At 38.2% G+C, this 25836-nt stretch carries 27 protein-coding genes; 15 read left to right on the top strand and 12 right to left on the bottom strand.

Translation table 11 applies throughout. The features are described from left to right. Positions 1-610 precede the first annotated feature (610 nt). Positions 611-997 carry a hypothetical protein gene (locus CEQ83_RS27505; RefSeq protein WP_224980621.1) on the top strand — a complete coding sequence of 129 codons (387 nt, stop codon included), beginning with the start codon at positions 611-613 and terminating at the stop codon, positions 995-997. A gap of 62 nt (positions 998-1059) precedes the next feature. Here the strand turns inward: CEQ83_RS27505 and ald are convergent, their stop codons facing one another. Together ald and CEQ83_RS25390 are read right to left on the bottom strand one after the other, a co-directional pair. Continuing rightward, the gene (gene ald, locus CEQ83_RS25395) at positions 1060-2193 is read right to left on the bottom strand and encodes an alanine dehydrogenase (protein WP_013059863.1); all 1134 of its coding nucleotides are present in this window, start codon (positions 2191-2193) and stop codon (positions 1060-1062) included. A 252-nt stretch (positions 2194-2445) separates the two neighbouring features. Beyond that, on the bottom strand, positions 2446-3681 hold the full coding sequence (locus CEQ83_RS25390) for a PucR family transcriptional regulator (RefSeq protein WP_028411954.1): 1236 nt from the start codon (positions 3679-3681) through the stop codon (positions 2446-2448). Positions 3682-4077: 396 nt separating this feature from the next. On the opposite strand from CEQ83_RS25390, the gene gndA reads away from it, so the two are divergent. Beyond that, complete coding sequence (gene gndA / locus CEQ83_RS25385) at positions 4078-5490, top strand: NADP-dependent phosphogluconate dehydrogenase (protein WP_013059861.1); 1413 nt, start codon at positions 4078-4080, stop codon at positions 5488-5490. 42 nt (positions 5491-5532) lie between these two features. Here gndA and zwf read toward each other — a convergent pair whose 3' ends face one another. Together zwf and CEQ83_RS25375 are read right to left on the bottom strand one after the other, a co-directional pair. Beyond that, the gene (gene zwf / locus CEQ83_RS25380) at positions 5533-7035 is read right to left on the bottom strand and encodes a glucose-6-phosphate dehydrogenase (protein WP_155017557.1); all 1503 of its coding nucleotides are present in this window, start codon (positions 7033-7035) and stop codon (positions 5533-5535) included. A gap of 305 nt (positions 7036-7340) precedes the next feature. Then, positions 7341-7787: a staygreen family protein gene (locus CEQ83_RS25375; RefSeq protein WP_013085507.1), complete on the bottom strand. Its 447-nt coding sequence runs from the start codon at positions 7785-7787 to the stop codon at positions 7341-7343. Between the two features lie 177 nt (positions 7788-7964). Between CEQ83_RS25375 and CEQ83_RS25370 the strand changes: the two genes are divergently transcribed. The 3 genes from CEQ83_RS25370 (at position 7965) to CEQ83_RS25360 (ending at position 9447) form a co-directional block, all read left to right on the top strand. Beyond that, the gene (locus CEQ83_RS25370) at positions 7965-8639 is read left to right on the top strand and encodes a uracil-DNA glycosylase (RefSeq protein WP_028411955.1); all 675 of its coding nucleotides are present in this window, start codon (positions 7965-7967) and stop codon (positions 8637-8639) included. A gap of 103 nt (positions 8640-8742) precedes the next feature. After that, positions 8743-9060 carry a YwdI family protein gene (locus CEQ83_RS25365; RefSeq protein ID WP_028411956.1) on the top strand — a complete coding sequence of 106 codons (318 nt, stop codon included), beginning with the start codon at positions 8743-8745 and terminating at the stop codon, positions 9058-9060. 15 nt (positions 9061-9075) lie between these two features. Then, the gene (locus CEQ83_RS25360; protein ID WP_013059856.1) at positions 9076-9447 is read left to right on the top strand and encodes a DUF423 domain-containing protein; all 372 of its coding nucleotides are present in this window, start codon (positions 9076-9078) and stop codon (positions 9445-9447) included. 24 nt (positions 9448-9471) lie between these two features. Here CEQ83_RS25360 and gerQ read toward each other — a convergent pair whose 3' ends face one another. The 3 genes from gerQ to hemQ form a co-directional block, all read right to left on the bottom strand. After that, the gene (gerQ, locus tag CEQ83_RS25355) at positions 9472-9954 is read right to left on the bottom strand and encodes a spore coat protein GerQ (protein ID WP_028411957.1); all 483 of its coding nucleotides are present in this window, start codon (positions 9952-9954) and stop codon (positions 9472-9474) included. A gap of 26 nt (positions 9955-9980) precedes the next feature. Further along, complete coding sequence (locus tag CEQ83_RS25350; RefSeq protein ID WP_016765947.1) at positions 9981-10403, bottom strand: cell wall hydrolase; 423 nt, start codon at positions 10401-10403, stop codon at positions 9981-9983. A 156-nt stretch (positions 10404-10559) separates the two neighbouring features. After that, positions 10560-11303, bottom strand: a complete 744-nt coding sequence (hemQ, locus tag CEQ83_RS25345) for a hydrogen peroxide-dependent heme synthase (RefSeq protein WP_013059854.1) — start codon at positions 11301-11303, stop codon at positions 10560-10562. A gap of 276 nt (positions 11304-11579) precedes the next feature. Here hemQ and pta point away from each other — a divergent pair, with 276 nt between their 5' ends. Then, positions 11580-12551, top strand: a complete 972-nt coding sequence (gene pta, locus CEQ83_RS25340; RefSeq protein WP_013059853.1) for a phosphate acetyltransferase — start codon at positions 11580-11582, stop codon at positions 12549-12551. 31 nt (positions 12552-12582) lie between these two features. Here the strand turns inward: pta and CEQ83_RS25335 are convergent, their stop codons facing one another. Beyond that, positions 12583-13434, bottom strand: a complete 852-nt coding sequence (locus CEQ83_RS25335) for an octanoyl-[GcvH]:protein N-octanoyltransferase (RefSeq protein ID WP_028411958.1) — start codon at positions 13432-13434, stop codon at positions 12583-12585. Positions 13435-13562: 128 nt separating this feature from the next. Continuing rightward, positions 13563-14237 carry an RsfA family transcriptional regulator gene (locus CEQ83_RS25330; RefSeq protein WP_033580385.1) on the bottom strand — a complete coding sequence of 225 codons (675 nt, stop codon included), beginning with the start codon at positions 14235-14237 and terminating at the stop codon, positions 13563-13565. A 201-nt stretch (positions 14238-14438) separates the two neighbouring features. Between CEQ83_RS25330 and CEQ83_RS25325 the strand changes: the two genes are divergently transcribed. The 3 genes from CEQ83_RS25325 to CEQ83_RS25315 all read left to right on the top strand — a co-directional run bounded on the left by CEQ83_RS25325 (position 14439) and on the right by CEQ83_RS25315 (position 16697). Beyond that, positions 14439-14663 carry a YuzB family protein gene (locus CEQ83_RS25325; protein WP_013059850.1) on the top strand — a complete coding sequence of 75 codons (225 nt, stop codon included), beginning with the start codon at positions 14439-14441 and terminating at the stop codon, positions 14661-14663. Positions 14664-14856: 193 nt separating this feature from the next. After that, positions 14857-16164 carry an HD domain-containing protein gene (locus CEQ83_RS25320; protein WP_013059849.1) on the top strand — a complete coding sequence of 436 codons (1308 nt, stop codon included), beginning with the start codon at positions 14857-14859 and terminating at the stop codon, positions 16162-16164. 23 nt (positions 16165-16187) lie between these two features. Beyond that, a complete protein-coding gene (locus CEQ83_RS25315; protein ID WP_013085498.1) occupies positions 16188-16697 on the top strand; it encodes a YwgA family protein in 510 nt (169 codons plus the stop codon). A gap of 46 nt (positions 16698-16743) precedes the next feature. On the opposite strand, the gene CEQ83_RS25310 is transcribed toward CEQ83_RS25315, so the two are convergent. Further along, the gene (locus CEQ83_RS25310) at positions 16744-16929 is read right to left on the bottom strand and encodes a 2-hydroxymuconate tautomerase (protein WP_013085497.1); all 186 of its coding nucleotides are present in this window, start codon (positions 16927-16929) and stop codon (positions 16744-16746) included. 273 nt (positions 16930-17202) lie between these two features. Between CEQ83_RS25310 and CEQ83_RS25305 the strand changes: the two genes are divergently transcribed. Both CEQ83_RS25305 and CEQ83_RS25300 read left to right on the top strand, forming a co-directional pair. Continuing rightward, entirely contained in the window at positions 17203-17850 is a 648-nt protein-coding gene (locus CEQ83_RS25305) for a site-2 protease family protein (protein WP_155017556.1), read from the top strand. A gap of 16 nt (positions 17851-17866) precedes the next feature. After that, a complete protein-coding gene (locus CEQ83_RS25300) occupies positions 17867-18379 on the top strand; it encodes a YwhD family protein (protein ID WP_013085495.1) in 513 nt (170 codons plus the stop codon). A gap of 38 nt (positions 18380-18417) precedes the next feature. Here CEQ83_RS25300 and CEQ83_RS25295 read toward each other — a convergent pair whose 3' ends face one another. Continuing rightward, entirely contained in the window at positions 18418-20484 is a 2067-nt protein-coding gene (locus tag CEQ83_RS25295) for a transglycosylase domain-containing protein (protein ID WP_155017555.1), read from the bottom strand. A 266-nt stretch (positions 20485-20750) separates the two neighbouring features. Here CEQ83_RS25295 and speE point away from each other — a divergent pair, with 266 nt between their 5' ends. The 4 genes from speE (at position 20751) to argS (ending at position 24829) form a co-directional block, all read left to right on the top strand. Continuing rightward, complete coding sequence (speE, locus tag CEQ83_RS25290; protein ID WP_013059843.1) at positions 20751-21578, top strand: spermidine synthase; 828 nt, start codon at positions 20751-20753, stop codon at positions 21576-21578. 75 nt (positions 21579-21653) lie between these two features. Beyond that, the gene (gene speB / locus CEQ83_RS25285) at positions 21654-22532 is read left to right on the top strand and encodes an agmatinase (RefSeq protein ID WP_155017554.1); all 879 of its coding nucleotides are present in this window, start codon (positions 21654-21656) and stop codon (positions 22530-22532) included. A 189-nt stretch (positions 22533-22721) separates the two neighbouring features. Then, complete coding sequence (locus CEQ83_RS25280; protein WP_014457736.1) at positions 22722-23162, top strand: YwiB family protein; 441 nt, start codon at positions 22722-22724, stop codon at positions 23160-23162. Further along, the gene (argS, locus tag CEQ83_RS25275) at positions 23159-24829 is read left to right on the top strand and encodes an arginine--tRNA ligase (protein ID WP_033580387.1); all 1671 of its coding nucleotides are present in this window, start codon (positions 23159-23161) and stop codon (positions 24827-24829) included. Before CEQ83_RS25280 ends, argS begins: the two co-directional genes overlap by 4 nt. A 32-nt stretch (positions 24830-24861) precedes the next feature. Here the strand turns inward: argS and uvsE are convergent, their stop codons facing one another. Then, a complete protein-coding gene (uvsE, locus tag CEQ83_RS25270; RefSeq protein WP_155017553.1) occupies positions 24862-25815 on the bottom strand; it encodes a UV DNA damage repair endonuclease UvsE in 954 nt (317 codons plus the stop codon). Positions 25816-25836: the final 21 nt, after the last annotated feature.

Raw genomic sequence — 25836 nt, 5'->3', positions numbered from 1 at the left:
ATCATGACTGACTGTGAAGCATGAGTTAAATGAACGTTAGCGAATGAGATATAAGGTGATTTGAACATTTACTTTACATAAACTTAAGAGTAACCACCTTCACAAGTAATCGGATGCTAAAAAACTTCTTATTAAAAGGCTTTTTACCTTATTGTACAAGCACTCTTTTTCTTAATGAATAAAATGAATAGAAACTTAAGAAAGGGTGATTCACATAAAAAAACATTATAATCATGACAGTTATAAAGATGCCCCGGATTCTTCTAATCAATCACAACTTCAAAAGAGAAATCACAAAGAATGTTATATGAAATCGAATTTAATGAGCGATAACTTCAAAACTGTTAAGACAGGTACTTTAAATGTTTGTATAATCGTATTACCAGGAGCTAAAGTTGATTGAAACTCTAAAGATAATCCGTCTACAGTTCCCAACCGTGTAAAAAGAGACATAGCGGCTGCTAATAGGATATGGAAACAATATGAGAAAAACCAATTAATCCAGGGGGTTACATTTACTATTACACGTTCATTTGTTTTTTTGGAAAACATCAGTGGCATTGTAAGTAATGCGGAAAATTTTCCAATTAGAGGAGCTAGTCATCTTACAATGGTACAAGCAATGCTTGAAACTGGCCGAAAAGTTTGTCAAGACGCTGATGTATACGTATTTTATATGAATGGAAATAGATTTGGGCCTGTTAATTTTGACTATTCATCGACTCTTGCTGTAACTTATAACTCTTTTCCACTTGTGATTATGACAAATGCAAGTACAGATGAGTATCTTCTTGCACATGAATTAGGTCACTTTATGTTTATTACGAATCGGTTTAACGAGACAGATGATCCTGAACCATTTCATGAATTAGATGGTAATCATAATAGAACGCCTAGCAACCTTATGTTTCCTACTCCTGAATTCTGGCCAATGGTACCGGAGATTACCGGTGAACAGATACACAAAGCTTTAAATAGTCGTGTTTTTTACAGCTAATTGCTGTTTATTCAAAATAAAAACGCCCTTAACAGAGGGTTAAGGACGTTTTTTACTATCTATTAAATAGAAGCTAATTCTTTTTCCAGAGCTACGTCTACTGATACATAATCATAACCTAAATCATGTGCAACTGCTTCGTACGTAATAGCTCCGTTTGCAACGTTCACTCCTAATTTTAACGCTTCGTTTTGAGCGATTGCTTTGTGAACACCTTTAGAAGCAATTTGAAGTGCGTAAGGTACCGTTACATTTGTTAAAGCAATCGTTGATGTGCGTGGAACTGCTCCTGGCATGTTCGCAACTGCATAGTGTACAACACCGTGCTTTTCATAAGTAGGCTGATCGTGTGTTGTAATGTGGTCAATTGTTTCAACGATACCACCTTGGTCGATTGCTACGTCAACAATAACAGAACCTGGCTTCATGGTTTTCACCATTTCTTCTGTTACGAGTTTTGGAGCTTTTGCACCTGGGATTAATACTGCACCAATCACTAAATCTGACTCTGCTACTGCATCCGCAATGTTATAGGGATTTGACACTAGCGTATTGATTTGGTTGCCAAAGATATCGTCTAATTGACGTAGGCGTTCAGGACTTAAATCAATAATTGTTACATCAGCACCGAGGCCGATTGCGATTTTTGCAGCATTTGTACCAACACCGCCGCCTCCAATAATCGTTACTTTTCCGCGGCTAACTCCAGGAACACCCGCTAATAAAATTCCTTTTCCGCCGTTTGATTTTTGAAGGAATTGTGCACCAATTTGAGCAGCCATACGTCCTGCTACTTCGCTCATAGGTGTTAATAGAGGCAATGTACGATTGACTGCCACTGTTTCATAAGCAATAGCCGTTACACCGCTATCTTTTAATGCTTTTGCCAGTGCTGGTTCAGCTGCTAAGTGAAGGTAAGTGAATAAGATAAGACCTGGTCTAAAATAGCCGTATTCACTTGCTAATGGTTCTTTTACTTTCATGACCATTTCAGCTTGTGCCCACACGTCAGCTGCTGTCTCAACAATTTCAGCTCCGGCTTTTACATAATCTTCGTTTGTGAAGTTACTTCCAATACCCGCTTCATTTTCAATTAATACACGATGACCTGTACCAACAAATGATGCTACGCCTGCTGGTGTAATCGCTACTCGGTTTTCGTTGTTTTTGATTTCTTTTGGTACGCCAATAATCATGATTAATTTCCCCCTTGGTCGTTTGTGTATCTTTAGTATAAAGAAAGTTTTGTGAAATTTCTTTGTCTAGAAAGAAGAATTGAAGAAGCGGTTTTTGTTTAAACACACAAATGTAACCGCTTACTTATCAGAATTTTTAATTTTTATGTCAGGTTATCTAACATTGTTAAGGGAAGAAAACATAAAAAAAGAGCTATTTATTTATCGGAAAATAAATAAATAGCTTTCTGTTAAAAAATATAACATTATCTGTTATTTTTTATATTTCATTAACTTAATATCAATATAAAGAGTCATTTTTTGATTAACATCCTTTAAGTTGATATCACCAATCTCTGAAATTCGCTTTAATCGATAGCTAAGTGTATTCATATGCACATTTAATTCTTTGGCTGCTTCATTAATATTGTTATCATTATTTAAAAATACTTCAAGAGTCTCCACCAAGTTACTGTTATGACGAAGGTCATAATCAGTTAGCTTCTTTAAAGAATGGTTTTCAAATTGATCTTGAACGCGCTTGTCTAAAATAACATCTAGAAATTGATAAATACCTAATTCTTGATAGTTAATAATCTCTTTTGTTTCTTCTGGAAACTTACTTTTCATATCTAATACGTTCAAAGCTTCTTTATAGCTTTTTTCGATATGATCGTGCGATGAATAAATACTGCTGCAGCTGGCTTTAATTTGAGTAACATCAAAGCGTTCATGCATGTTTCCTCTAAAATAGTCTACAAAATCTCGCTGTTCATCAAGAGGATTTTCAACCGCATCCAAAGAAAGCAGTAAGATTAAATCATTGCAATCAATCGTATAAAGAACGATTTTTAAGCGGTGCATTGTTTTCAACATATACGAAATTTGGCGTTCAGCTTCAGGCGTAATATCTTCTTGGAAGCGGAAGATAGCAATGGAAAACGCTGATGGAGCCGTAATTTGAGCTTCATAAAACGCTTCTGAAATTTCTTGGCGAGACTTAATGTGGCCAGTTAATAATTTCCAGAAAAATTCCTGTGAGCGCTCCTCTCGTTTGTATTTTCGAATTTGAAGCTGCAGCAATTTGTTTTTTAATACATTCGCAGCTTTTTTTAATAGCTCCACTTCTTCATCGCCTAAGGCTTTCTCAATTTCCACAGCCCAAATGAATCCTAGAACTTCTTCATTTTTCCAGATAGAAATGGCTATACGATCTCCAAGCCCGATTTCATTTATATTTTTCACACGCACAGGTTCATTTGTCTCAAGCAGTTTCGGAATAATGCCTTCTTTCCATAAGTTGTTAATGACTTTTTCCGGAACTCTTCTTCCAATAATCGTAGCAATACGCGCTTGGTCCGTTCTTTCATCATGGGTGCTGTAAGCTAGTAAGCGATGATTAGCATCTTCAATCGTAATAGGGCAGTTCAATACCTCGCTAATGCGATCAGCAAATTCTTCAAGCGTATCAAAATTTTCTTTGAACGGATCTTTGATTGGTTTTGTCATATATAAAATCCCTCTTCGTAAAACAAAATAAGTACTAGTGCAGCTTTTTTAGCTGCAGTAAATATAGTAAAACGGTAACAACCGTGTTGATCATCAATTCATTGAAATGATTAACTGCTTAATATTTTAACAAAAGTAATTGTTTAAGAAAATGTTAAAATGCGTCTAAAGGTAGTTAAGAATGTACGGATGATTAGTAACTGCGTTCATTTCACTTATTTTATCGAAATTTTCTTCAAAATAATCAATGTTCGGTGAGCATGATTCTTTTCAAATGTGTATAATAAAACGTATGATTATGGTTATATCAAACTTGAATCTGTAACTTTCTTTATGATATGTTCAGTTACGATTAGGTTGACCAATTCATATTACACATGAAGGGAAGAATTTAACATGGCAAAACAACAAATCGGTGTTATCGGTTTAGCGGTTATGGGGAAAAACTTGGCGCTAAACATTGAGAGCAGAGGCTATTCTGTTTCAGTTTATAACCGCTCTCCTGAAAAGACAGAAGAGTTCCTAAAAACAGAAGCAGAAGGTAAAAATTTTGCAGGTACATACAGTGTGGAAGAGTTTATTAATTCTCTTGAAAAACCGCGTAAAATTTTATTAATGGTTAAAGCTGGTGCTGCTACAGATGCAACAATTGATTCGTTAAAACCATACTTAGAAAAAGGCGACATTTTAATCGATGGCGGAAATACATTCTTCCAGGATACAATTCGTCGTAACAAAGAGCTAGAAGAATTAGGTATCCATTTCATCGGTACAGGCGTATCCGGCGGAGAAGAAGGCGCATTAAAAGGACCTTCAATCATGCCTGGCGGACAAAAAGAAGCATATGAACTTGTAAAACCAATCTTAACAGCTATTTCAGCGAAAGTTGAAGGCGATGATTGCTGCACATACATTGGACCAAATGGTGCAGGTCACTACGTAAAAATGGTTCATAACGGCATCGAGTATGGCGATATGCAGTTAATTTGTGAAGCATACTTCATCATGAAAAACGTATTAGGCTTAGAAACAGATGAATTACATGAAGTATTTGCTGAATGGAATAAAGGCGAGCTAGATAGCTACTTAATTGAAATCACAGCTGATATCTTTACGAAAAAAGATGAAGAAACAGGTAAAGCACTTGTAGACGTTATTTTAGATACTGCAGGTCAAAAAGGTACAGGTAAATGGACAAGCCAAAGTGCGCTTGATTTAGGTGTACCACTACCAATCATTACAGAATCTGTATTTGCACGCTTTATTTCAGCTATGAAAGAAGAACGTGTAAAAGCAAGCAAAGTATTGAGCGGTCCAAATGCAGCTGCATTTGAAGGCGATAAAACCGAATTAGTAGAAGCAATTCGTAAAGCATTGTACATGAGTAAAATTTGTTCATATGCGCAAGGGTTTGCTCAAATGAAAGCAGCTTCTGAAGAATATGACTGGAATTTACAGTATGGTGATATTGCAATGATCTTCCGCGGTGGTTGTATCATCCGTGCACAATTCTTACAAAAAATTAAAGAAGCTTACGATCGCGATGCAGATCTAACAAACTTATTGTTAGACCCATACTTCAAGGATATCGTAGAAGGCTATCAGTCGGCTCTTCGTGAAGTTATTTCAATTGCGGTTAAACAAGGTATTCCTGTACCAAGTTTCTCAAGTGCATTAGCTTACTATGACAGCTACCGTACAGAAACGCTACCAGCGAACCTTTTACAAGCGCAACGTGACTACTTCGGAGCTCACACATATCAACGTGTTGATAAAGAGGGCGTATTCCATACTGAGTGGTTAAAATAAAAAACAAGAAAAGCAGCTGTATACTACAGCTGCTTTTTTTATTTACTTTTTAGGTGAGAAGTTGTCTTCTCCGACTGGCCACCAGTGGAAACCGTCTTCAGCAAGCAATGCGTCTGATTCTTTTGGTCCCATTGAACCTGATTCGTAGTTCGGGAAGTTTTGTGCTTTTGTGCTTTCCCATGCTTCTGAGATAGTATCAACAAATTTCCAAGAAAGGGCTACTTCATCCCAGTGAGTAAAGTTCGTTGCATCTCCAAGCATGCAATCATAAATAAGGCGTTCATAAGCTTCCGGTGTATTCATTTTATCTCCACAGTTATTGCAATAGTTCAAGTTAATCGGTGTGGATGATGTGGCACCTGGCGTTTTACGCGCGTTCAAGTGAAGCGTAATGCCTTCTTCCGGTTGGATATGAATGACAAGCAAGTTTGGATGAATTTCTTTATCTTTATTGAAGTACAGGTTCATTGGTAAGTCTTTGAACTGTACAACAATTGTCGTTGCTTTTTCTTTCATGCGTTTACCTGTACGGATATAAATCGGTACGCCAGCCCATCTGAAGTTATCAATCATAAGCTTACCAGATACAAATGTAGCGGTATTAGACTCAGGATCAACCGAGTTTCCTTCGCGATAGCCGATAACTTCTTCTCCTTCAAGTACACCTTTGCCGTATTGACCTCGTACAAAATAATCATCTACTTCATCCACTGATAAAGAGCGAAGAGCACGCAATACTTTTACTTTTTCACTGCGAATTTCTTCCGGTGTTAATTTAATCGGCGGTTCCATTGCAAGTAGGGCCACCATTTGAAGCATATGGTTTTGTACCATATCTCGAAGGGCACCTGAAGATTCATAGTAACGGCCACGGTCTTCTACACCAAGCGTCTCACTAGACGTAATTTGGATGTTTGAAATGTATTGGTTGTTCCACATCGGTTCAAATAGAGCATTTGCAAAACGGATAACTTCGATATTTTGCACCATTTCTTTACCGAGATAGTGGTCGATACGATAAATTTGATCTTCCTTAAATGCATGGCGAATTTGTTCATTTAATTCTTTAGCAGAAGGATAATCATGGCCAAACGGCTTTTCAATGACTAGGCGGCTCCAGCCTTCTGTTTGTGTTAAACCTTCATTTTTTAAATTCGAAGCAATCGTTCCGAAAAATTCAGGTGCCATTGCTAGATAGAAAATACGATTTCCAGGCACGTTGTATTGCTCATCAAGGCTTTCTGTTAGGCTTTTTAATTCTTGATAAGAAGCGACATCTGTTACGTCAAACGGTTGGTAATAAAAATGTGAAGCAAACTTTTCAATGTCAGCGTCACTGTTTTTGAAACTGCTCACTGATTTTTTTACATTTTCGCGTAATTCGTCATTAGTCCAAGGTCTTCTTGCGACACCAACAACAGCGAAATCTTCCGATAGTTTGTTCGCTTTATATAAGCGGAAAATAGAGGGGAATAACTTACGTTTTGCTAAATCACCTGTAGCGCCAAAAATTACGATAATGGATTTTGGTTGTACATTTGTCATTACTTCTAGGACCTCACTTTGTCGTAGTTACGTTCAATTTTTTTCCGCTTTAACAGACAACACTTAAATGAAATCTGGGGATTCATTGCCCGTTAAACTCGGCCTTTATAAACAAACGAATGATTGCTTGTTTACCTTTTCCTTTATGTATAGAACTACTAATAAATTGTAACGATTTTAAAGGGTTAACGCAAATAGATTAAAACAATTTGTAGTTATTATTCCATGTTTTTAACAAGTTTAAAAGTATTTTGTTTCGAATACGGAGAAAAAGCTACCGTTATTTTAACAGTAGCTTTTCTCATTTATTTATATTGATACAGGGAACCGATAGATTTTTTTGTTGAAAATGGCAGCTCAGGGCTATCGGCAATGATAAAAATAGGACAGTGCATTAAAAGTGGATGTTTTTCGAAAAAGGAAGCATCAGCGTGATAGATAGACGATAGAATAACAGGGAGCTGTTCTAAAAAGTGAAGGTAGCGTGTAATGGTTTCATCTGTTGATGTATGCGCACCGATGTAATAATACACAGTAAGGGAATAAAAACCTTTATCGAAGACGAAGGATGCTAAATATTCGTTCCGCTCTTTTTGCATATGATCGTAGGCAAATTCAATGCCGATTTGAATGGAAGGAACAGAAGTGTGTTGACCTGGGAAAACGGTGTATTTTCTTGGTATCATTGGTTCAACGGGTGTAACACCCAGGCTGTAGGTTACGTCTATTTGGTGGGGATTGCTGATGATCATATGGAATCCCTCCTTTAATATAAAAATACACTCTTTATAAGTGTATACAAAGTTTCATTGAACATGACAATATTAAAATATGCCCAGGCTCTCAGCGTATTTAAAGCAGGCAACGTTTGAGCAGGCGGCAGAGTTTACGATAAAATAACAAAAAAGATTATTATGAGGTGATAAGCAATGAGTATTTTAAAAAATGACTGGGCTCCTTTATTAGAAGAAGAATTTCAAAAAGACTATTACATACAGCTTCGAGAATTTTTAGTGGATGAATATAATCACCACACCATTTATCCTGATAAATATGATATTTTTAACGCTTTACACTATACGGATTATAAAAATGTAAAAGTTGTCATATTGGGACAAGATCCTTATCATGGACCAAATCAAGCGCATGGACTGAGCTTCTCTGTTCAACCAGGAGTCAAAACACCGCCTTCTTTAGTGAATATTTACAAAGAGCTGAAAAATGAAATGGACTATCACATTCCGAATAACGGTTATTTAGTCAAATGGGCAGAACAAGGTGTTCTTTTGCTTAACACTGTTTTGACGGTTAGAAGAGGGGAAGCGAATTCTCACAAAGGAAAAGGATGGGAACAGCTGACGGACCGCATTATTGAATTAGTGGCACAAAAAGAGGAGCCGGTCGTGTTTTTGCTGTGGGGCAAACATGCACAAGCTAAAAAAGAGCTCATTCATCATTCACACCATTTAATTTTGGAAAGCCCGCATCCTAGCCCATTTTCAGCTAATCGAGGCTTTTTTGGCAATAATCATTTTCAACGAGCAAATGAGTTTTTGCTCCAACACGGACGTCAATCCATCGATTGGCAAATTGATGATGTGTAAAAGTGAGCATTTCATGAAGATTAGCTTCAGACATAGCCTCCTATTTCATCTTTTGATAAAATAGCTGTATAAAGTCATATTGAATGTAAGATGAGGTGTCTACATGGATATAAAAATGGCGCAGCTCCTTGATAAAATTAGTGCAGAAGTACAAAAAGCGAAGCACCATTCGAATAGTGGGAACGTTCGAGATCAATTGGTTGCTATCAAAGCACTGTGTGAGCTTGCATTAGATCAAAATGAAGAGGTTTCAGCATCGAAACCTGTCTCGGTTTCAAAACCTGTTGTCATGTCTTCACCGGAAATTATGCAATCGCCTGAGATTATGCAGCAACAGATTATTCAGTCATCCAAACCTAATTTTGAAGGAACGAAATTGAAATCAGATGATGCAAACGGCGATAGTTTGTTTGATTTCTAAAGTGAGGAGAAAAACATGAAACTATTTTTAATAATCGGTGCAATCAATGCGATGTTAGCGGTTGCTCTTGGTGCCTTTGGAGCACACGGGTTAGAAGGGAAAATCTCAGAGAAGTATTTAGAGGTATGGAAAACAGGAGTGCAGTACCAAATGTTCCATGCAATGGGGCTGTTCGTTATTGCGTTTTTATTAAGCAAATTTCCTCAGTCTTCTTTGTTAACAGCTTCGGGCTGGATTATGTTTGCAGGGATTGTGCTGTTTTCAGGCAGTCTCTATGTATTAAGTACGTCCGGTATTAAAGTTCTCGGCGCGATTACTCCCCTAGGTGGAGTTGCTTTTATTGTAGCCTGGATTTTAATTGTTGTTGCAGCTGTAAAATGGCTATAAAAAAACCCCTGAAAAGGGGTTTTTTTAACGCGGAGAATAATTGCTCAACTGTTGGCCTCCACCGCCAAATGGATAATTGTATTTAATTTCTTCATCGAAGGTAATGTAATCAAGATAAACCATAAGCAGTACATAGCGCGTTCCAGTCTGTGGATCGCTTAAAATGATATGATCGCGTCCGGCCGCTTCAATAATACCTCTAAAGACCTTCGCGTTCCACTGCGTATTATTTTCAAACGTCATATATACAGTCGCTATTTTTCCTCGATTTAAACGTAAAATATTTTCAATATATGATTCTTCAATAGGCAGTTGATTTGGGTCTTGCGGGGCACCACTGCCTCCAGAAGAGGTAGGGGGTGGCCCTCCTTGGCTTTGCCCTTGAACCTGCGGCTGGCCGCCTGGCTGGGGCTGCTGCGGCTGAGGCATATAATAAGGGTAGTTTGGACTCATATACGGATTTTGCATATATTGCTGTTGCGGTTGATTAGACTTTGGTTTTTTCATAGGAACCTCCTTCAAACAAAAAGAAATTAGTAAACTCCTGGACAATCAGCTTGAGTTGGTGCAAAGAAACAGTGAGATTTAAATCGTCCTGTGTTATTTTGGTTATACCATTGAGCAGGACAGTCGCCGCTGGGCTTGAAAAACCACAGTGAGTTTTCCGCGGGGTTAAAACGTTCCCCTCTTAATACACGTCGTGCAAGTGTAATTTCAGACTGGCGGGCACGCTGATAAAAGTAGCCTTTTTGAGTTGCTTCAAATCCGCCTGGGTTTTGAAATACCATCTGACGAATGGTTCTTATATTTCTAAAATCCAAACAGGGAGCTTTAGCGCGGTTCACGCCTACATTTCCTACCAGTAACATCCCTTGTTTTCCTTCACTTTCAGCTTCAGCTCGAATGAGTCTGGCTAGGAGCTTAACATCTTCTTCGTTGTGTGCAACGACTGCCATTATCCCACCTCGCTTACTTGTGACACTGTTGTATATATATGGTCCTGTAGATGCGAATATGCCATGGGTAGAAAATAAAAAAACCTGTTTCCAAGTGGAAACAGGTTTTTTATATACTAAATTTTATAAAAGAGATGAACGCTTTTGCAGCTTAGTTTAAACGTGTAAAAAGCGTGCAATAGCTTCTTCTTTTAATAAATTTCCGACAAAGAAGCTGCCAAATTCCCCGTAGCGAGCACTTACTTCGTCAAAACGCATTTCGTATACTAATTTTTTAAATTGAAGAACGTCATCTGCAAAAAGAGTAACGCCCCACTCATAATCATCAAACCCAACAGAACCCGTAATGATTTGCTTTACTTTTCCAGCGTATTGACGTCCAATCATTCCGTGGCTGCGCATTAAGCTGCGTCGTTCTTCCATAGGAAGCATGTACCAATTGTCATTTCCTTGACGACGTTTATCCATTGGATAAAAGCAAACGTGACTAGCTTTTGGTAAAGTTGGATATAGTCTAGCTTGGATTTGAGGATTTTCATAAGGATCCTCCCCAGCAGGTAAGTAGTTGCTTAATTCAACTACTGATACATATGAATAAGTAGGAATGGTAAACTCAGCAAGCTTTGTTTTGTTAAATTCTGTTTCAATTTCATTTAGTTCTTCCATAGTAGGACGAACAAGCATTAGCATAAAATCTGCTTTTTGGCCGACAATGGTATATAAAGCATGACTGCCTTGCTTTTCAGCTTCAGTTCCTTTCCATTTCTCAATCAAACCTAAAAATTCATGGATGGCCGCTTGGCGATCGTCGCTTGATAACTGCTTCCAAGCGCCCCAATCGATTGAACGGAAATCATGAAGTGCATACCAACCGTCTAATGTTTGTGCTGCTTCTGCCATTTCGTTTCACTCCTATTGTCCGATTATGATAAATTCCAATTCTACTATATCATAGTTTGTCCGAAGAACTGGAATGAAAAACCTGTGATTTTGTGACTAAACTTTAAACAATTGTTGCAAAGTAAAAACAGGTTTTATTTTGAGTGTTAGCGGAAAATTAAGAATTAAAAGACTTTTTCGTAATCATGGATTCTTGAAGGACATGCCTTTGATTTTTAAAAAAAGTGGAGTATCCTATTATGAGAAAAGTTTTTTACATATCGAGGAGGATTTACTTTGAGTGATTTATTTACAGGTTTAAAACAAAAAGTATCAGCTAGCGATGTATCAATCGTATTCCCAGAGGGATTAGATGAGCGCGTATTAGGTGCTGTTTCTCGTTTAGCTGCCGACAATATCTTAAAGCCTATCGTTGTTGGAAATAAAGACGCGGTAGCATCAAAAGCAGCAGAATTAAACGTAAAATTAGACGGTGTTGAGGTTTTAGATCCTCAAAGCTACTCTGAATTTGATGAAATGGTGGCAGCATTTGTTGAGCGTCGTAAAGGCAAAGCAACAGAAGAAGATGCTCGCAAAATTTTATTAGATGAAAATTATTTTGGCACAATGCTTGTTCATATGAACAAAGCTGACGGTCTTGTAAGCGGAGCTGCTCATTCTACAGCAGACACGGTGCGACCTGCTCTACAAATTATCAAAACAAGACAAGGTGTTAAGAAAACATCTGGCGTATTTATCATGGTTCGCGGCGATCAAAAATACGTATTTGCTGACTGTGCAATTAATATTTCACCTGACAGCCAAGATTTAGCTGAAATTGCTATCGAAAGTGCTCGTACAGCTGAAATGTTCGATATCGATCCTCGTGTTGCTATGCTAAGCTTCTCAACAAAAGGATCAGCAAAATCTCCGGAAACAGAAAAGGTAGCAAACGCAGTAGAAATTGCAAAAGAATTAGCACCAAGCGTAACATTAGACGGCGAATTCCAATTCGACGCAGCATTTGTTCCTTCTGTAGCTGAAAAGAAAGCACCAGGTTCAGTGATCAAAGGAGATGCAAACGTATTTGTATTCCCAAGCCTTGAAGCAGGTAACATTGGTTACAAAATTGCACAGCGCTTAGGAAACTTCGAAGCAGTAGGTCCAATCTTACAAGGTCTAAACAAACCGGTAAACGATCTATCTCGCGGTTGTAACGAAGAAGATGTGTACAAGCTTGCTTTAATCACAGCTGCTCAAGCACTTTAATAAAAAAACTCCGTCCTAGGGCGGAGTTTTTTTATTCGGCTAATGAACCCAACGCTTTTTCATTGCGGTCATACATGCGCTGCAGCTGCGTCTCAAACAGCATTTGTTCGGTAGCATTTAAAGGCATATTTACAAGAGAAGAGCTCATGCTATTCAGTGTTTGCAATAAAAGCAGCATGACATCAGAAACGGTTAAATCAATCTGTAATAGTTCAGATAGAGAAGCCATTGTATGAGGCTCGATATCTGGGTATGAAAATTTAGTTTCTGTGTTTTGGAGCCCTTTTTTGTAAAACTCTTGAATGAGAGAAGCGCGTTTAGAGCCGCTTCCGTTAACGCATAAGTAAATTTGTACGGCCACACCGCCGCGAACGCGTCGCTGTGAAATGCCTGCAAATTTTTGATTGCGAATGCTCAAATCAAAGCTGCCGGGACAATAGGATCCTACGATTTCCTTCGCTTCAATTGCGGTACCGTAAGATGCAAACATGGCCTTAATCAAATCAAACATGGCTTCATAGCCACGATCAATATCAATTCCTTTTTCTGCATCTGGAAAAATTAAAGAAATGTTTAGAACATCTTGATCAAGTACGACAGCGAGGCCGCCTGAATTGCGGACGATTGTTTTATACCCTTGTTCATGTAAATAAGCTGCACCTTCAGCCAGGTGAGGGAGCTTTGTATCTTGAATGCCTAATACAATCGTATCGTGATGCACCCATGAGCGCATGACAGCTGGAGATTCACCTCTTCCAACGGTTGTACAAAGCGTGTCATCGATGGCAAAAGAATGACGGGCATCAAAATGAGGACCTAGACTGGATTGATCAATAATACGCCAAGCGGGCTGTGCTAAAAGTTTCAAACTATTCTGCTGCATATCTCAAACCCCTTTATAAACAGTAAACGAACATATTATAGCATAAAGGCGTCAGGTCATTGTCTGTAAAATAGAAAAAGAAGAAAGCAGAGCCAAGTTTGACATCCCTCTTTCTTCGTTCGTGTAGCTTATTCAGCCATTTTCTCAAGATTTCCGTTACGATCCATTTTAAACGTAGTAGAAGAACGCTCTTCTTCATCAAATAGAGCTAACTTTCGCGCACGGTTCATGATTTGCATTAATGTTTCATAGTCTTCTTGAATAGTAGTAGCATTAGCTTCGAGATGTTTAATTTGTTTTTCCAACTCTGTGTTTTTCTTAGCTAACTCTGCATTTTCTTGCATCAAGCGTTTGTTTTCGCTTTGCAATGCTTGTAAATTGCTCGCTTGATTTGGCATTGTTTGCAAGAAGCGAATAACATCAGCCATTGAAAGCTCCTCACTGCTGCTTCTTTCTACGTGTGTTTCAGGTAAGCTATATGTTGCTGTAGGCGCAGACATCATTTGTTCCACATGCTCTACAGATGCTGGTGGCGTATATAATAATTTCTTTTTGCCTTGCTCTTGTCCAAGTGCACGCATACGCTGTTTTCGCTGTTTTTTAGCTAGCTGCAGTGCTTTTTCATACTGATGGCGTACAACAGCATTCCATCTGAATCCACATGCTGCTGAAGTTCGATTTAATTCATCTCCAACTTCTTCAAACGCATTCAACTGCGTACTTCCTTCGCGGACATGGCGCAATACTGTTTCAGCTAATAATAAGTCGTTTTCTTCTGTCCAAGCATCTTGTCTATCTTTCACTTTGTTCACTCCTCTATTTTCCATGACTCATAGTAATCATGTTTTGTAGTATCATCATGTACAAAAAATCCATACTTTATACCATTTCTTCTAGGAGTATGATAGATTTTGCTTCCTTCTTTAACTTGCATCGGACTTCAAATAGGGGTAAAATACCCCTTAGACAAAATGATGAACCAATTTTGAAAGGATTGTGTCAACATGGCAAATGAGTTTAGAATTTGTGATGATTGTCAGGCAACAAACGTCAAAACGTTGTTACCTCGACTTAAAAAAATAGATGAACAAGCTGAAGTACAAATCGGTTGCCAGTCTTACTGTGGACCCGGACGTAAAAAGTCATTTGCATTTGTAAATAACCGTCCTGTAGCAGCGCCAACAGAGGACGAATTAATCGAGAAGATTGAAAAAAAAGTAAAAAAATAGATAGTGAAACAATAAATAGCTGCTTTTCTGCTACTTATTTGTCGAACGAGCTTCTTACAAACAGAATCGCCTTGTTTGTTAGGTAAATCACCTTGGTTGCTTGACAAGGTGATTTTTTATTCTGAATAGGAAAATAGGAAGTGAGTGTCGAAAAATTATAGCAACAACAAAGTGAAGATAGAGAGGTATGTAAATGACATATCCTAATGAAAAACTCAGTGAAGAAAAAGTATTTAAAGATCCTGTTCACCGCTATATCCATGTAAGAGATCGTGTTATTTGGGAGCTAATTGGGACAGCCGAATTTCAAAGGCTGCGTCGTATTAGACAGCTAGGAACGACATACTTAACGTTTCATGGGGCTGAACACAGCCGTTTTAGTCATTCCTTAGGTGTTTATGAAATTGTGCGCCGTATTATTGATGACGGTTTTCAAGGACGCCCTGAATGGAATGAAGATGAGCGTCTTCTTTGTCTTTGTGCTGCTTTACTGCACGATTTAGGTCACGGTCCGTTTTCACATTCATTTGAGAAGGTTTTCCACTTAGATCATGAAGAATTTACACAAGCCATTATCGTAGGTGACACGGAGGTAAATCAAGTGTTGACGAAAGTGGGAAAGGATTTTCCTAAAAAAGTGGCCGAAGTAATCGCGAAAACATATGAAAATAAGCTTGTCGTTAGTTTAATTTCCAGTCAAATTGATGCAGATCGCATGGATTATTTGCAGCGTGATGCGTATTACACAGGAGTAAGCTACGGTCACTTTGATATGGAACGAATTCTTCGTGTTATGCGTCCTCGGGAAGACCAAGCCGTGATTAAACACAGCGGTATGCATGCGGTTGAAGATTATATTATGAGCCGCTACCAAATGTACTGGCAAGTGTATTTTCATCCTGTTACGAGAAGTGCTGAAGTTATTTTGACAAAAATTTTACATCGCGCGAAAGAGCTCCATCATCATTACTATGAGTTCAAGCAGGAGCCCACTCATTTTTATTCGATTTTTGAAGAAGAAATATCGCTAAAAGAGTATTTGAAATTAGATGAATCTGTTATTTTATTTTATTTTCAAGCATGGGAAGAAGAAGAGGATGAAATTTTATCTGATCTATGCCGAAGATTTATGAATCGTCAGCTTTTTAAATACATTGAGTTTAATCCAAATTCACAAATGAAAATGTGGATGGAGCTTACAACACTTTTTAAAAAAGCGGGCATTAACCCAGATTATTATTTAGTCGTCGATTCTTCAAGCGACCTACCATACGATTTTTATCGACCGGGTGAAGAGGAAGAACGTTTGCCGATTCATCTGTTGATGCCAAATAATGAAGTGCGTGAATTATCACGTCAGTCGGAGATTGTTGAAGCAATTTCAGGGAAAAAGAGAACCGATCATAAATTATATTTTCCACAAGATCTCATTGATCAATTGTCGTCTAAGCGAAAAGTTAAAGATCAGATTATAAACTTACTAAAAGGAGATCAGAGTTAAATAGTATAGGAGTTGAAGGGGCTGTGTTAAACGATCACGCAAAGATTGTGAAAGTATTTTCCGCGGCGGGAGAAGTTGTTGGCAGAAAAAAGTTACAAAAGATGATATTTATCGGAAAAAAACTGAAGTTTCCTTTTTATGAAAAGTATAATTTTCACTTTTTTGGACCTTATTCTGAGGAATTAACGCTTCGAATTGAGGAGCTGTGTAACTTGGGCTTTTTAAGTGAAATTAAAGAGAAAAAAGGCGGGTATATGCAGTATCGTTACGTATTAACAGAAGCGGGAGAAGGATTTTTAAGTCACTATGACTTAGAGCTTCCTCACTTGCAGGAATGTATGAAGGATATGAACGAGCAAAGCTCTAAATTTTTGGAGCTCGTCTCTACGATTTTATATTTTGATAACTTACCTAAAGAAGAAGTAAAAGAAAAAGTGTTTACGTTAAAGCGTAAGCAAAACTATACAGAAGAAGACATTGCAGAAGCATACGAATATATTGAAAAACTTCAGGCAACTCTGTCTGTACATTAAAAAGATGCCATAGGTCAACTCCTATGGCATCTTTTTTATGTAGGCGTTATTGATCGCTCATGCGCTTGCCCGCTACAGCGTAATGGTTTTTAGACATTTCTTCGATGATAATGGATACTTTTTCAGGTGATGCACCTGTTGTTTCTACAACAGCATCCGTTACTTTTTCAACAAGAGCTCTTTTTTGATCATCTGTACGGCCCTCAAGCATCTTAACAGTTACAACTGGCATAATGTGTACACTCCTTTTTGGTCAGTATATGATTAGTGTACCCGTTTTCTGAATAAAATGACAGTATGAGGTAGTGATGCAGGTCATAATCTGTAGTATACTTTTTATCATAACATCGATGCTAAAAACCAGGTGGGGCCATAGGGAGCCCATGTCTGGTTTTTGAGACCTTTGAGGCCATATTCAAGAAGTCTTGTATCCTTCTTCGTAAGCAAACGGTTTATTTAGTAGATATGATGTGTAGAAATTATTTTAAAATAAAGGAGATAAAGAGTGGAACATTTTTTAGCTTTTTCATTGCAAGACCTTCCTTACGTGGTGATGACCCTTATTGTTGCATTCACACTGCATGAGTTTGCACATGCGTATGTAGCTTATTTATTTGGAGACCACACGGCTAAAAAGCAAGGAAGGCTAACGCTTTCTCCGCTGGCACATTTAGATCCATTTGGAACGCTTTTGTTAATTATCGCAGGTTTTGGGTGGGCGAAGCCGGTTCCTGTTAATCGCTATTTCTTTAAAAAGCCTCGTTTAGCTGGTATTCTAGTATCGATAGCGGGACCGTTTAGCAACTTGTTGTTGGCATTTATCGGCTTGCTTATTTACTATTTGATGAACAATGCCGCAGTGGACAACGATGCGCTTTATCGTTTTTTTACATTATTTATTCAAATAAACCTAACACTAGGTGTATTTAACTTGTTGCCTTTTCCGCCTTTAGACGGCTACCGCGTGATTGAAGATCTCGTTCCGCCGTCTACGCGAGCCAAAATGACGCAGTATGAGTCTTGGGGTATTTTTGTATTTTTGATTCTTGTGATTACACCTCTGGATCGAATTGTAATCTGGCCGCTTCTAAACGGAGTAGCAACGTTTGTGATGAATATCTTTCAGCAGATATTAGCACCACTGATTTACTAAATAGAGGAGGCTTACTATGACTCAGCCAAAAAAGAAAAGTATAGGATTTAATATCATAAAAGACGATTCAACCGACGGCCACGGCGGCTACGGGGTTGGAGCGTTAAGTTTAGAAAACATTTCACCGGTTTTTGTTTGCCCAAGTGATGAAGAAGTATTTGTCGATATTGGTGCGATGCATGCCAGAAGTGTAGTAGAAAAAGGAATTAAGTTCTTACCGAATAAAGACGAGGTGCCAAACGGCAAGTTATATTGGCTTGTATGGGTAACAATTGATCGCAAGCAAGAAGGACCTTACTACGCAGGTATGACAGCATGTGAAATGACCGTTGATCGTGAAATTCGCCGCGGCTATAAGTCACTTCCTGAACATGTAAACAAAATGGATAAATCCTTAAAACGACGCATTATGGTAGAAGAAATGGATAACAAGTCTAAGGCTTTGCTTCGTGAGTTTTTGAAGTCTCATAATGAAGAAATCTGGACGTTATCTAATGATGACTTAAAAGAAGCGCTTCAAACATCGTAATGCTAAAAAAAGCTTAAGGCCAAGGCCTTAAGCTTTTTTTAATCAAACCATTTTGGGAACCAGTGAAATTTTTTACCTTCTGTTTCACGCTCTTTTTTCTTCGTTTTTGTTGCATGATCGATGTGATCAGTACAATATGTTTTAGGCTGTGTTCCAGTTAAATAATAAGCTTTATATTGAACAGGACATGATTTGGATGCTAACTTTCCATTTTGAGGATTAATGTTGACGCTCATTAATCCGTTTGGTGCTTTAAACTTTTCTTTTTTCTTCCCTTTTAAAGCATCTTCCATAAATAGCGCCCACATTTTTTTTGCGTATCCTTTTTCAGCTACATCATCCATTGTCCTTCCTTGATCATATCCAACCCAAACGCCTGAAACGAGCTGAGGAGAGTAGCCAATCATCCAGCTATCCGTAGAGGTTGTGCCGGATTTTCCCGCGTAAGGACGAGATACATATTTAGAAATAGGCTTTCCTGTGACGGTTGTATAGCCATTTAGCTTTTGATTAAACATGCCTGTCATTAAATGGGTAGTAAGAAAAGCATAGCGTTTATCAATGACTTGTTTCCGTTCAGAAGGAGCTTGATAAACAACTTCTCCGTCATGGGTTTCAATTCGTTTAATAAATGTTGGACGAATTTCTTTTCCGCCATTAGCAAAGATGCCGTACGCATTAACCATATCAATGACTTTGACAGGTGAAGTTCCAAGAGCTAAAGATGGAACTTTCTTTAAAGGTGATGATATACCAAGTGTTTTAGCGGTTTCGATCAAGCGATTTTCCCCAATGAACAAATGCGTTTTTACCGCATAAATATTGTCTGAAAGTGCGATGGCTTGAGCCATTGTAATAGGCGCATCTGCATAATAATTGTGATAGTTACTAGGCGTGTATGTCGAAACACCATCTTCTAATTTGAACGTCGTTTCTTCACTTTTCATTGGAGTGGATTCAGTAAAACCATCTTTTAATGCCGCATAGTATAAAAATGGCTTCATCGTTGAGCCCGGCTGTCTTACTGCTTGAGTAGCGCGGTTAAACGGGCTCTTTTCATAATCTCTTCCACCAATAAGAGCTTTCACTTGTCCATTTTTAGGATTCATCGCAACAAATGCACTTTGTACGTCTGAAGAGCTGCTGATAACATCTTTCATTTTTTCTTCTGCCGTTCGCTGCATCTTTTCATCCAGCGTTGTATAAACGCGAAGTCCATTTGTATAAATCATGGTTTCATCAATGCCTAAATCTTGCTTTAATTCTGCTAGCGCTGCATCCATAAAGTAAGAAGCGTCTTCTTTGTTAGGATCTTTTTCAGCAGGCTTTGAAAATGCTAGGGGAGTTACCAGCGCTTTTGTTGCTTGCTTCGACGTAATAATTCCATCCTCTTTCATGAGAGATAAAATGATATTTTGTCGTTTTTTTGCATTTTCCTGATGAATAAGAGGAGAGTAGTAGCTAGGGCCTTTTGGAATACCGGCTAACATACTCGCTTCACTTAACGTCAAATTTTTAGCATGCTTATCAAAATACAGCCTCGCTGCCGCTTCAATTCCGTAAGCTCCATGGCCGTAGTAAATCGTATTCATGTAGCCTTCTAGGATTTGGTCTTTGCTATAATTCATTTCTAACCGAATCGTATACAGAGCTTCTTGAAGCTTTCGAGTCCACGTTTTGTCGTGCTCTAGAAACAAGTTTCGTGCATACTGCTGAGTAATGGTACTCGCACCCTGTACTTTTCCCATAGCTTTTATATCAGCTACAATTGCTCCAGCGATTCGATGCATATCAAAGCCGTGATGCTCATAGAAGCGCTTATCTTCAACGGCTAAAGTCGCATCTTTTACGTAAGGTGAAATTTGATTAAGTGAAACCCAGTAGCGCTTTTGTCCATTATGAACTTCATCAAGAACTTTACCGTTTGCTGAGTAGAAAACAGCTGTTTGAGAAACGTTTAGCGGAGGAGGGCCAGCGATTTTGGCGTAGAGAAAGATACTTATGTAGGCAAACAACAATAAAGCCCCCGCTAATATACCAAGGACGAGAAGAATTCGGAAGATGCGTCTTGCCTTTTTTAAATGTTCGGTTAATACCGTTTCCATTTCTATTCACCACCAATATGTGTCACTATGCACCGTACATGTTGCTTTCAACGCAACAAAATTCTATTAAAAGAGCGGTGCAAGTAGATTCTAAAGCTTGTATCTATCATCAGTATGAAATAGAAAAGGTGGTTTTAAACCTCCATTGCTAAAAATTTTACTTGCTTTTTTGCTGAATTCATCTATACTTTTTTCATGTTTGTATAAATTATGTTAGGGTAATCTATGCATAGGTTAATTCTCAAAATAGAAGGGAAGAGTTTGGAATGGAATTATGGTTCACAGAAAAGCAAACAAAGAACTTTGGTATTACAGCTAAAATTAATCGCACTTTACATACAGAGCAAACGGAGTTTCAAAAATTAGACATGGTTGAAACAGAAGAGTTTGGTAACATGCTCCTACTTGACGGTATGGTTATGACAACAGAAAAAGATGAGTTCGTTTATCATGAAATGGTTGCGCATGTACCGTTATTTACGCACCCAAATCCAGAAAATGTACTAGTTGTAGGTGGAGGAGACGGAGGCGTAATCCGTGAAATCTTAAAACACCCAAGCGTAAAAAAAGCGACGTTAGTTGATATCGATGGAAAAGTTATTGAGTACTCAAAAAAATTCTTACCTTCAATTGCGGGCAAATTAGAAGATCCTCGTGTTGATGTACAAGTAGATGACGGATTTATGCACATCGCTAAAAGCGAGAACGAATACGATGTCATTTTAGTGGATTCAACAGAGCCAGTGGGTCCAGCTGTGAATTTATTTACAAAAGGATTCTATGCAGGTATCTCAAAAGCACTTAAAGAAGATGGTATCTTTGTTGCTCAATCGGACAACCCTTGGTTCACGCCAGAACTTATCTCAAATGTTCAGCGCGATGTAAGAGAAATCTTCCCGATTACACGTCTATACGTAGCAAATATTCCAACGTACCCAAGCGGTTTATGGACATTTACAATGGGCTCAAAGAAACATGATCCATTGGAAGTAAGCGAAGATCGTTTCTTTGATATTGATACAAAATATTACACAAAAGAATTGCACAAAGCGGCATTTGCCTTACCTAAATTTGTGCAAGATCTTATTAAATAAGTTATCACATACAAGTAAGATGCCAGAGGTTTAAGGCTGGCATCTTTTCTATGAGTAATGAAGGAGGAACAAAATATGCGTTTTGATGAAGCTTATTCAGGTAATATATTTATTGGCAGTCACCCTGTTTTTGAAGAAAGTGAAGCGGTTCTTTACGGAATGCCAATGGACTGGACAGTTAGCTATCGTCCAGGTTCACGATTTGGCCCAACTCGTATTCGTGAAGTATCAATTGGATTAGAAGAATACAGCCCGTATTTAGATCGGGAGCTAGAAGAAGTGAAATATTTTGATGCAGGAGATATTCCACTTCCATTTGGGAATCCTCAGCGCAGCTTGAACATAATTGAAGAGTATATCGACCAGCTTTTAGCAGCGGACAAGTTCCCATTAGGCATGGGCGGAGAGCATTTGGTTTCTTGGCCTGTTATGAAAGCTATGTATAAAAAATACCCAGATTTAGCCATTATCCATATGGATGCTCACACAGACCTTCGTGAAGAGTATGAAGGAGAACCACTTTCTCATTCCACTCCAATTCGTAAAGTTGCTGAACTAATCGGACCGGAGAATGTTTATTCATTTGGTATTCGTTCAGGAATGAAAGAAGAATTTCAATGGGCAAAAGAAAACGGTATGCATATTTCAAAGTTTGAAGTTCTAGAGCCGTTAAAAGAGATTCTACCAACACTTGCAGGTCGTCCTGTTTATGTAACAATTGATATCGATGTATTAGATCCAGCGCACGCTCCTGGTACAGGAACAGTAGATGCAGGCGGTATCACATCAAAAGAGCTTTTAGCTTCTATTCACGCAATTGCTAAATCAGATCTTCGCATTGTCGGAGGAGATTTAGTCGAAGTAGCTCCAATTTATGATCCGTCTGAACAAACAGCTAATACAGCAAGCAAGCTTATTCGCGAAATGATCTTAGGCTGGGTTCAAAAGAAATAAATAAAGTAAAAAGGCGGCCGCCTACGGCCGCCTTTTTTGTTTGAAATATGTGAGTACGTCAAACACAGTGAAAAAAGGAATTCTCGGCTTATCTATCATATTTCCTTTGAAGTATTATTGAATTCTTTCTTTAGAATGTTTATACTATTTAAGTTATAACGTATTCATTTTAATAAGGAAGTGTCTTTTGTGAGTAACGCTTCAGAAGTCAAAAAACCCATTGAAGTTAAAATTGTGACAGATATCCGTGATGGTCACCGAAAAGAGACAACATCGGTAAATGCAAAAGGTATGTATTATGAAAAAGGATCGAAAATTTATCTTACATACACAGAGCGCCAAGAGGAAATCGGAGATATTAGAACAATGGTAAAAATTAGCGAAGACGAAGTATCAATTAACCGAACTGGTGCTGTTCAAATGAAGCAATCGTTTCGTAAAAAGGTACAGATCGAAGGAACTTATATAAGCCCTTATGGACGTATGGATTTACTAACATTCGCTCATAACATTGAATATAAACAAATGACTCAAAAGGGTCGGTTATTTTTAACGTATGATCTAGAAGTACAGGGTCAGCCTACCGGGAAATATGCGTTAACCATTACATTCAAGGAGGAGAAAAAATGAACATCGTCGAACAAGTGCAGCAAAAATTAAAAGCTGAAATTCAAGATGCTGTGGTCAAAGCAGGACTTGCTGAAAAAGCAGAACTTCCAGAAGTTCTATTAGAAACCCCAAAAGATAAAACACATGGTGATTATTCTACCAATATGGCTATGCAGCTAGCTCGTATTGCCAAAAAAGCACCGCGTGTTATCGCTGAAGAGCTTGTAGCAAACTTCGATAAATCAAAAGCATCTATCGAAAAAATTGACATTGCAGGCCCTGGATTCATCAACTTTTATATGAATAACTCTTATTTAACAGAGCTTATCCCAACGATTATAAAAGCTGGTGAAGCATACGGTGAGACAAACGTAGGGAACGGACAAAAAGTACAGGTTGAGTTTGTTTCAGCTAATCCGACAGGAGATTTACATTTAGGACATGCCCGCGGTGCTGCAGTTGGAGACTCATTATGTAATGTTCTTGAAAAAGCAGGTTACGATGTGTCACGTGAATACTATATCAATGATGCTGGTAACCAAATTAATAACCTGGCTTATTCAGTAGAAGCACGCTACATGCAGGCTCTTGGTTTAGAGAAAGAAATGCCTGCAGACGGCTATCATGGTGCTGATATTATAAACATCGGAAAAGAGTTAGCAAAAGAGCACGGAGACAAGTATGTAAACGCCTCTGAAGAAGAGCGTTTTGAATTCTTCCGTCAATACGGATTAGATTATGAGTTAGCTAAATTAAAGCGTGATCTTGAACAGTTCCGTGTGAAATTTGACGTATGGTATTCTGAAACGTCTCTTTATAAAAATGATAAAATTTCAGTTGCACTTGAAACGTTGAAAAAACAAGGCCACGTATATGAAGAAGAAGGTGCTACGTGGTTCCGCTCTACAACATTTGGTGATGATAAAGACCGTGTGTTAATTAAAAATGACGGTTCATTTACGTACTTAACGCCAGATATTGCGTATCACCAAGACAAAATTCAACGCGGATTTGATAAGCTAATTAATATTTGGGGAGCCGACCACCATGGATATATTCCTCGTATGAAAGCGGCGATTCAAGCGCTTGGTTATGAAAAAGATACGCTGGAAGTAGAAATTATTCAAATGGTTCAACTGTATCAAAATGGCGAAAAAATGAAGATGAGCAAACGTACAGGTAAAGCAGTAACAATGCGTGACCTAGTAGAAGAGGTAGGCCTTGATGCAACTCGCTACTTCTTTGCGATGAGAAGTGCGGATACACATTTAGACTTTGATTTAGATTTAGCTGTTTCTCAATCTAATGAAAATCCTGTATACTACGCGCAATATGCTCATGCCCGTATTTGCAGTATTCTTCGTCAAGGTGAAGAGATGGGGATTCAATCAACATCTGGCGCCGACCTTTCATTAATTAGTGCAGAAAAAGAAATGGAACTGCTGAAGAAAATCGGAGAGTTCCCTCAGGCCGTAGCGGAAGCAGCAACAAAACGTATTCCGCACCGCATTACGAACTATGTATTTGATCTTGCTTCTACGTTCCATAGCTTCTATAATGCAGAAAAAGTATTAGACAGCGATAATATAGAAACAAGTAAAGCGCGTATTGAACTAGTGAAAGCTGTTCAAGTAACGCTTCAAAACTCCTTAAAACTAATTGGTGTTTCAGCACCTGAAAAAATGTAAATAAAAAAAGAGCCTCTTGGCTCTTTTTTTATTTAAAAAACAAGCGTGGCGCCTCCCGTACGCTTTACTCCTCTCATTGATGCTAAATCTTCCACTAATTTTAGCAGCGCTTTATCTTTTAACTTTGCTTCAATCATTACGTCAAAATCTTGTCCCATATCTTTAGCTATTTGCAAAAAAGGTGCGATGAAATCAGTTGAGACATAATCAGAGTGACTTCTAAATTCTTTTTCAGATTTAGGAGAAGAGATATGTACTTTTGGTTTTAATCCGATATGTTTCCACGTGTCAAAGATACGAGGGAGCAATAGGTCAAGAGGTTCTTCTCCTTCATTTGCTTTATGGTGGTGATAATCAAAGAGGAGAGGGACTTTCTCTTTTTCGCATACGGCTAATGTTTCTTCAGTTGTGTATGTTTTATCATCGTTTTCAAGAGTCATGCGCTTTTTAATTGCAGGCGGCAGCGTTTGAATGTTTTCATGAAATCGACCAATCGCTTTTTCTTTATTGCCGTAAGCTCCTCCTACATGAATATTAATAAGAGCTTGATCAGCTACTCCCATCGCTTCAAGCATTCTATAGTGATAATCCATATCTTTTACCGCATTTTCTGTAATGTGTTTTTTGTCGCTTGTAAATAATGTGAACTGGTTGGGGTGAAAACTCACGCGCAGCTGATGATTCCGAATCAATTCTCCTATCTCTGACCAGTCTTCTTGGAACGCATCAATGTAATTCCAAGCTACTTCAGGATGAGTAGCTAAAGGGACAAGAGAAGATGACAATCGATACAGCATAATTTCGTGGGCAATATTAAAATGCAACGCGCGCTTAGTATGATTCAAATTTTGTTTTGTGACGTAATGAAGCTTATCCAGCCTCTCATCTTTTTTCATTTTTCCCCATCTAGTAAACGTGAGGGTTTTAGCAGGTGAGCAGTCCCAAAGCGACAGGGCATGTGATACATAGCCAAATCTAATTTTCATGATAAATCTTCCTCTTTTCGT

Origin of the sequence: Priestia megaterium, from assembly GCF_009497655.1 — a bacterium.
In the GTDB taxonomy this organism is placed as follows: domain Bacteria; phylum Bacillota; class Bacilli; order Bacillales; family Bacillaceae_H; genus Priestia; species Priestia zanthoxyli.
This window is presented reverse-complemented; position numbering and strand designations above follow the sequence as displayed.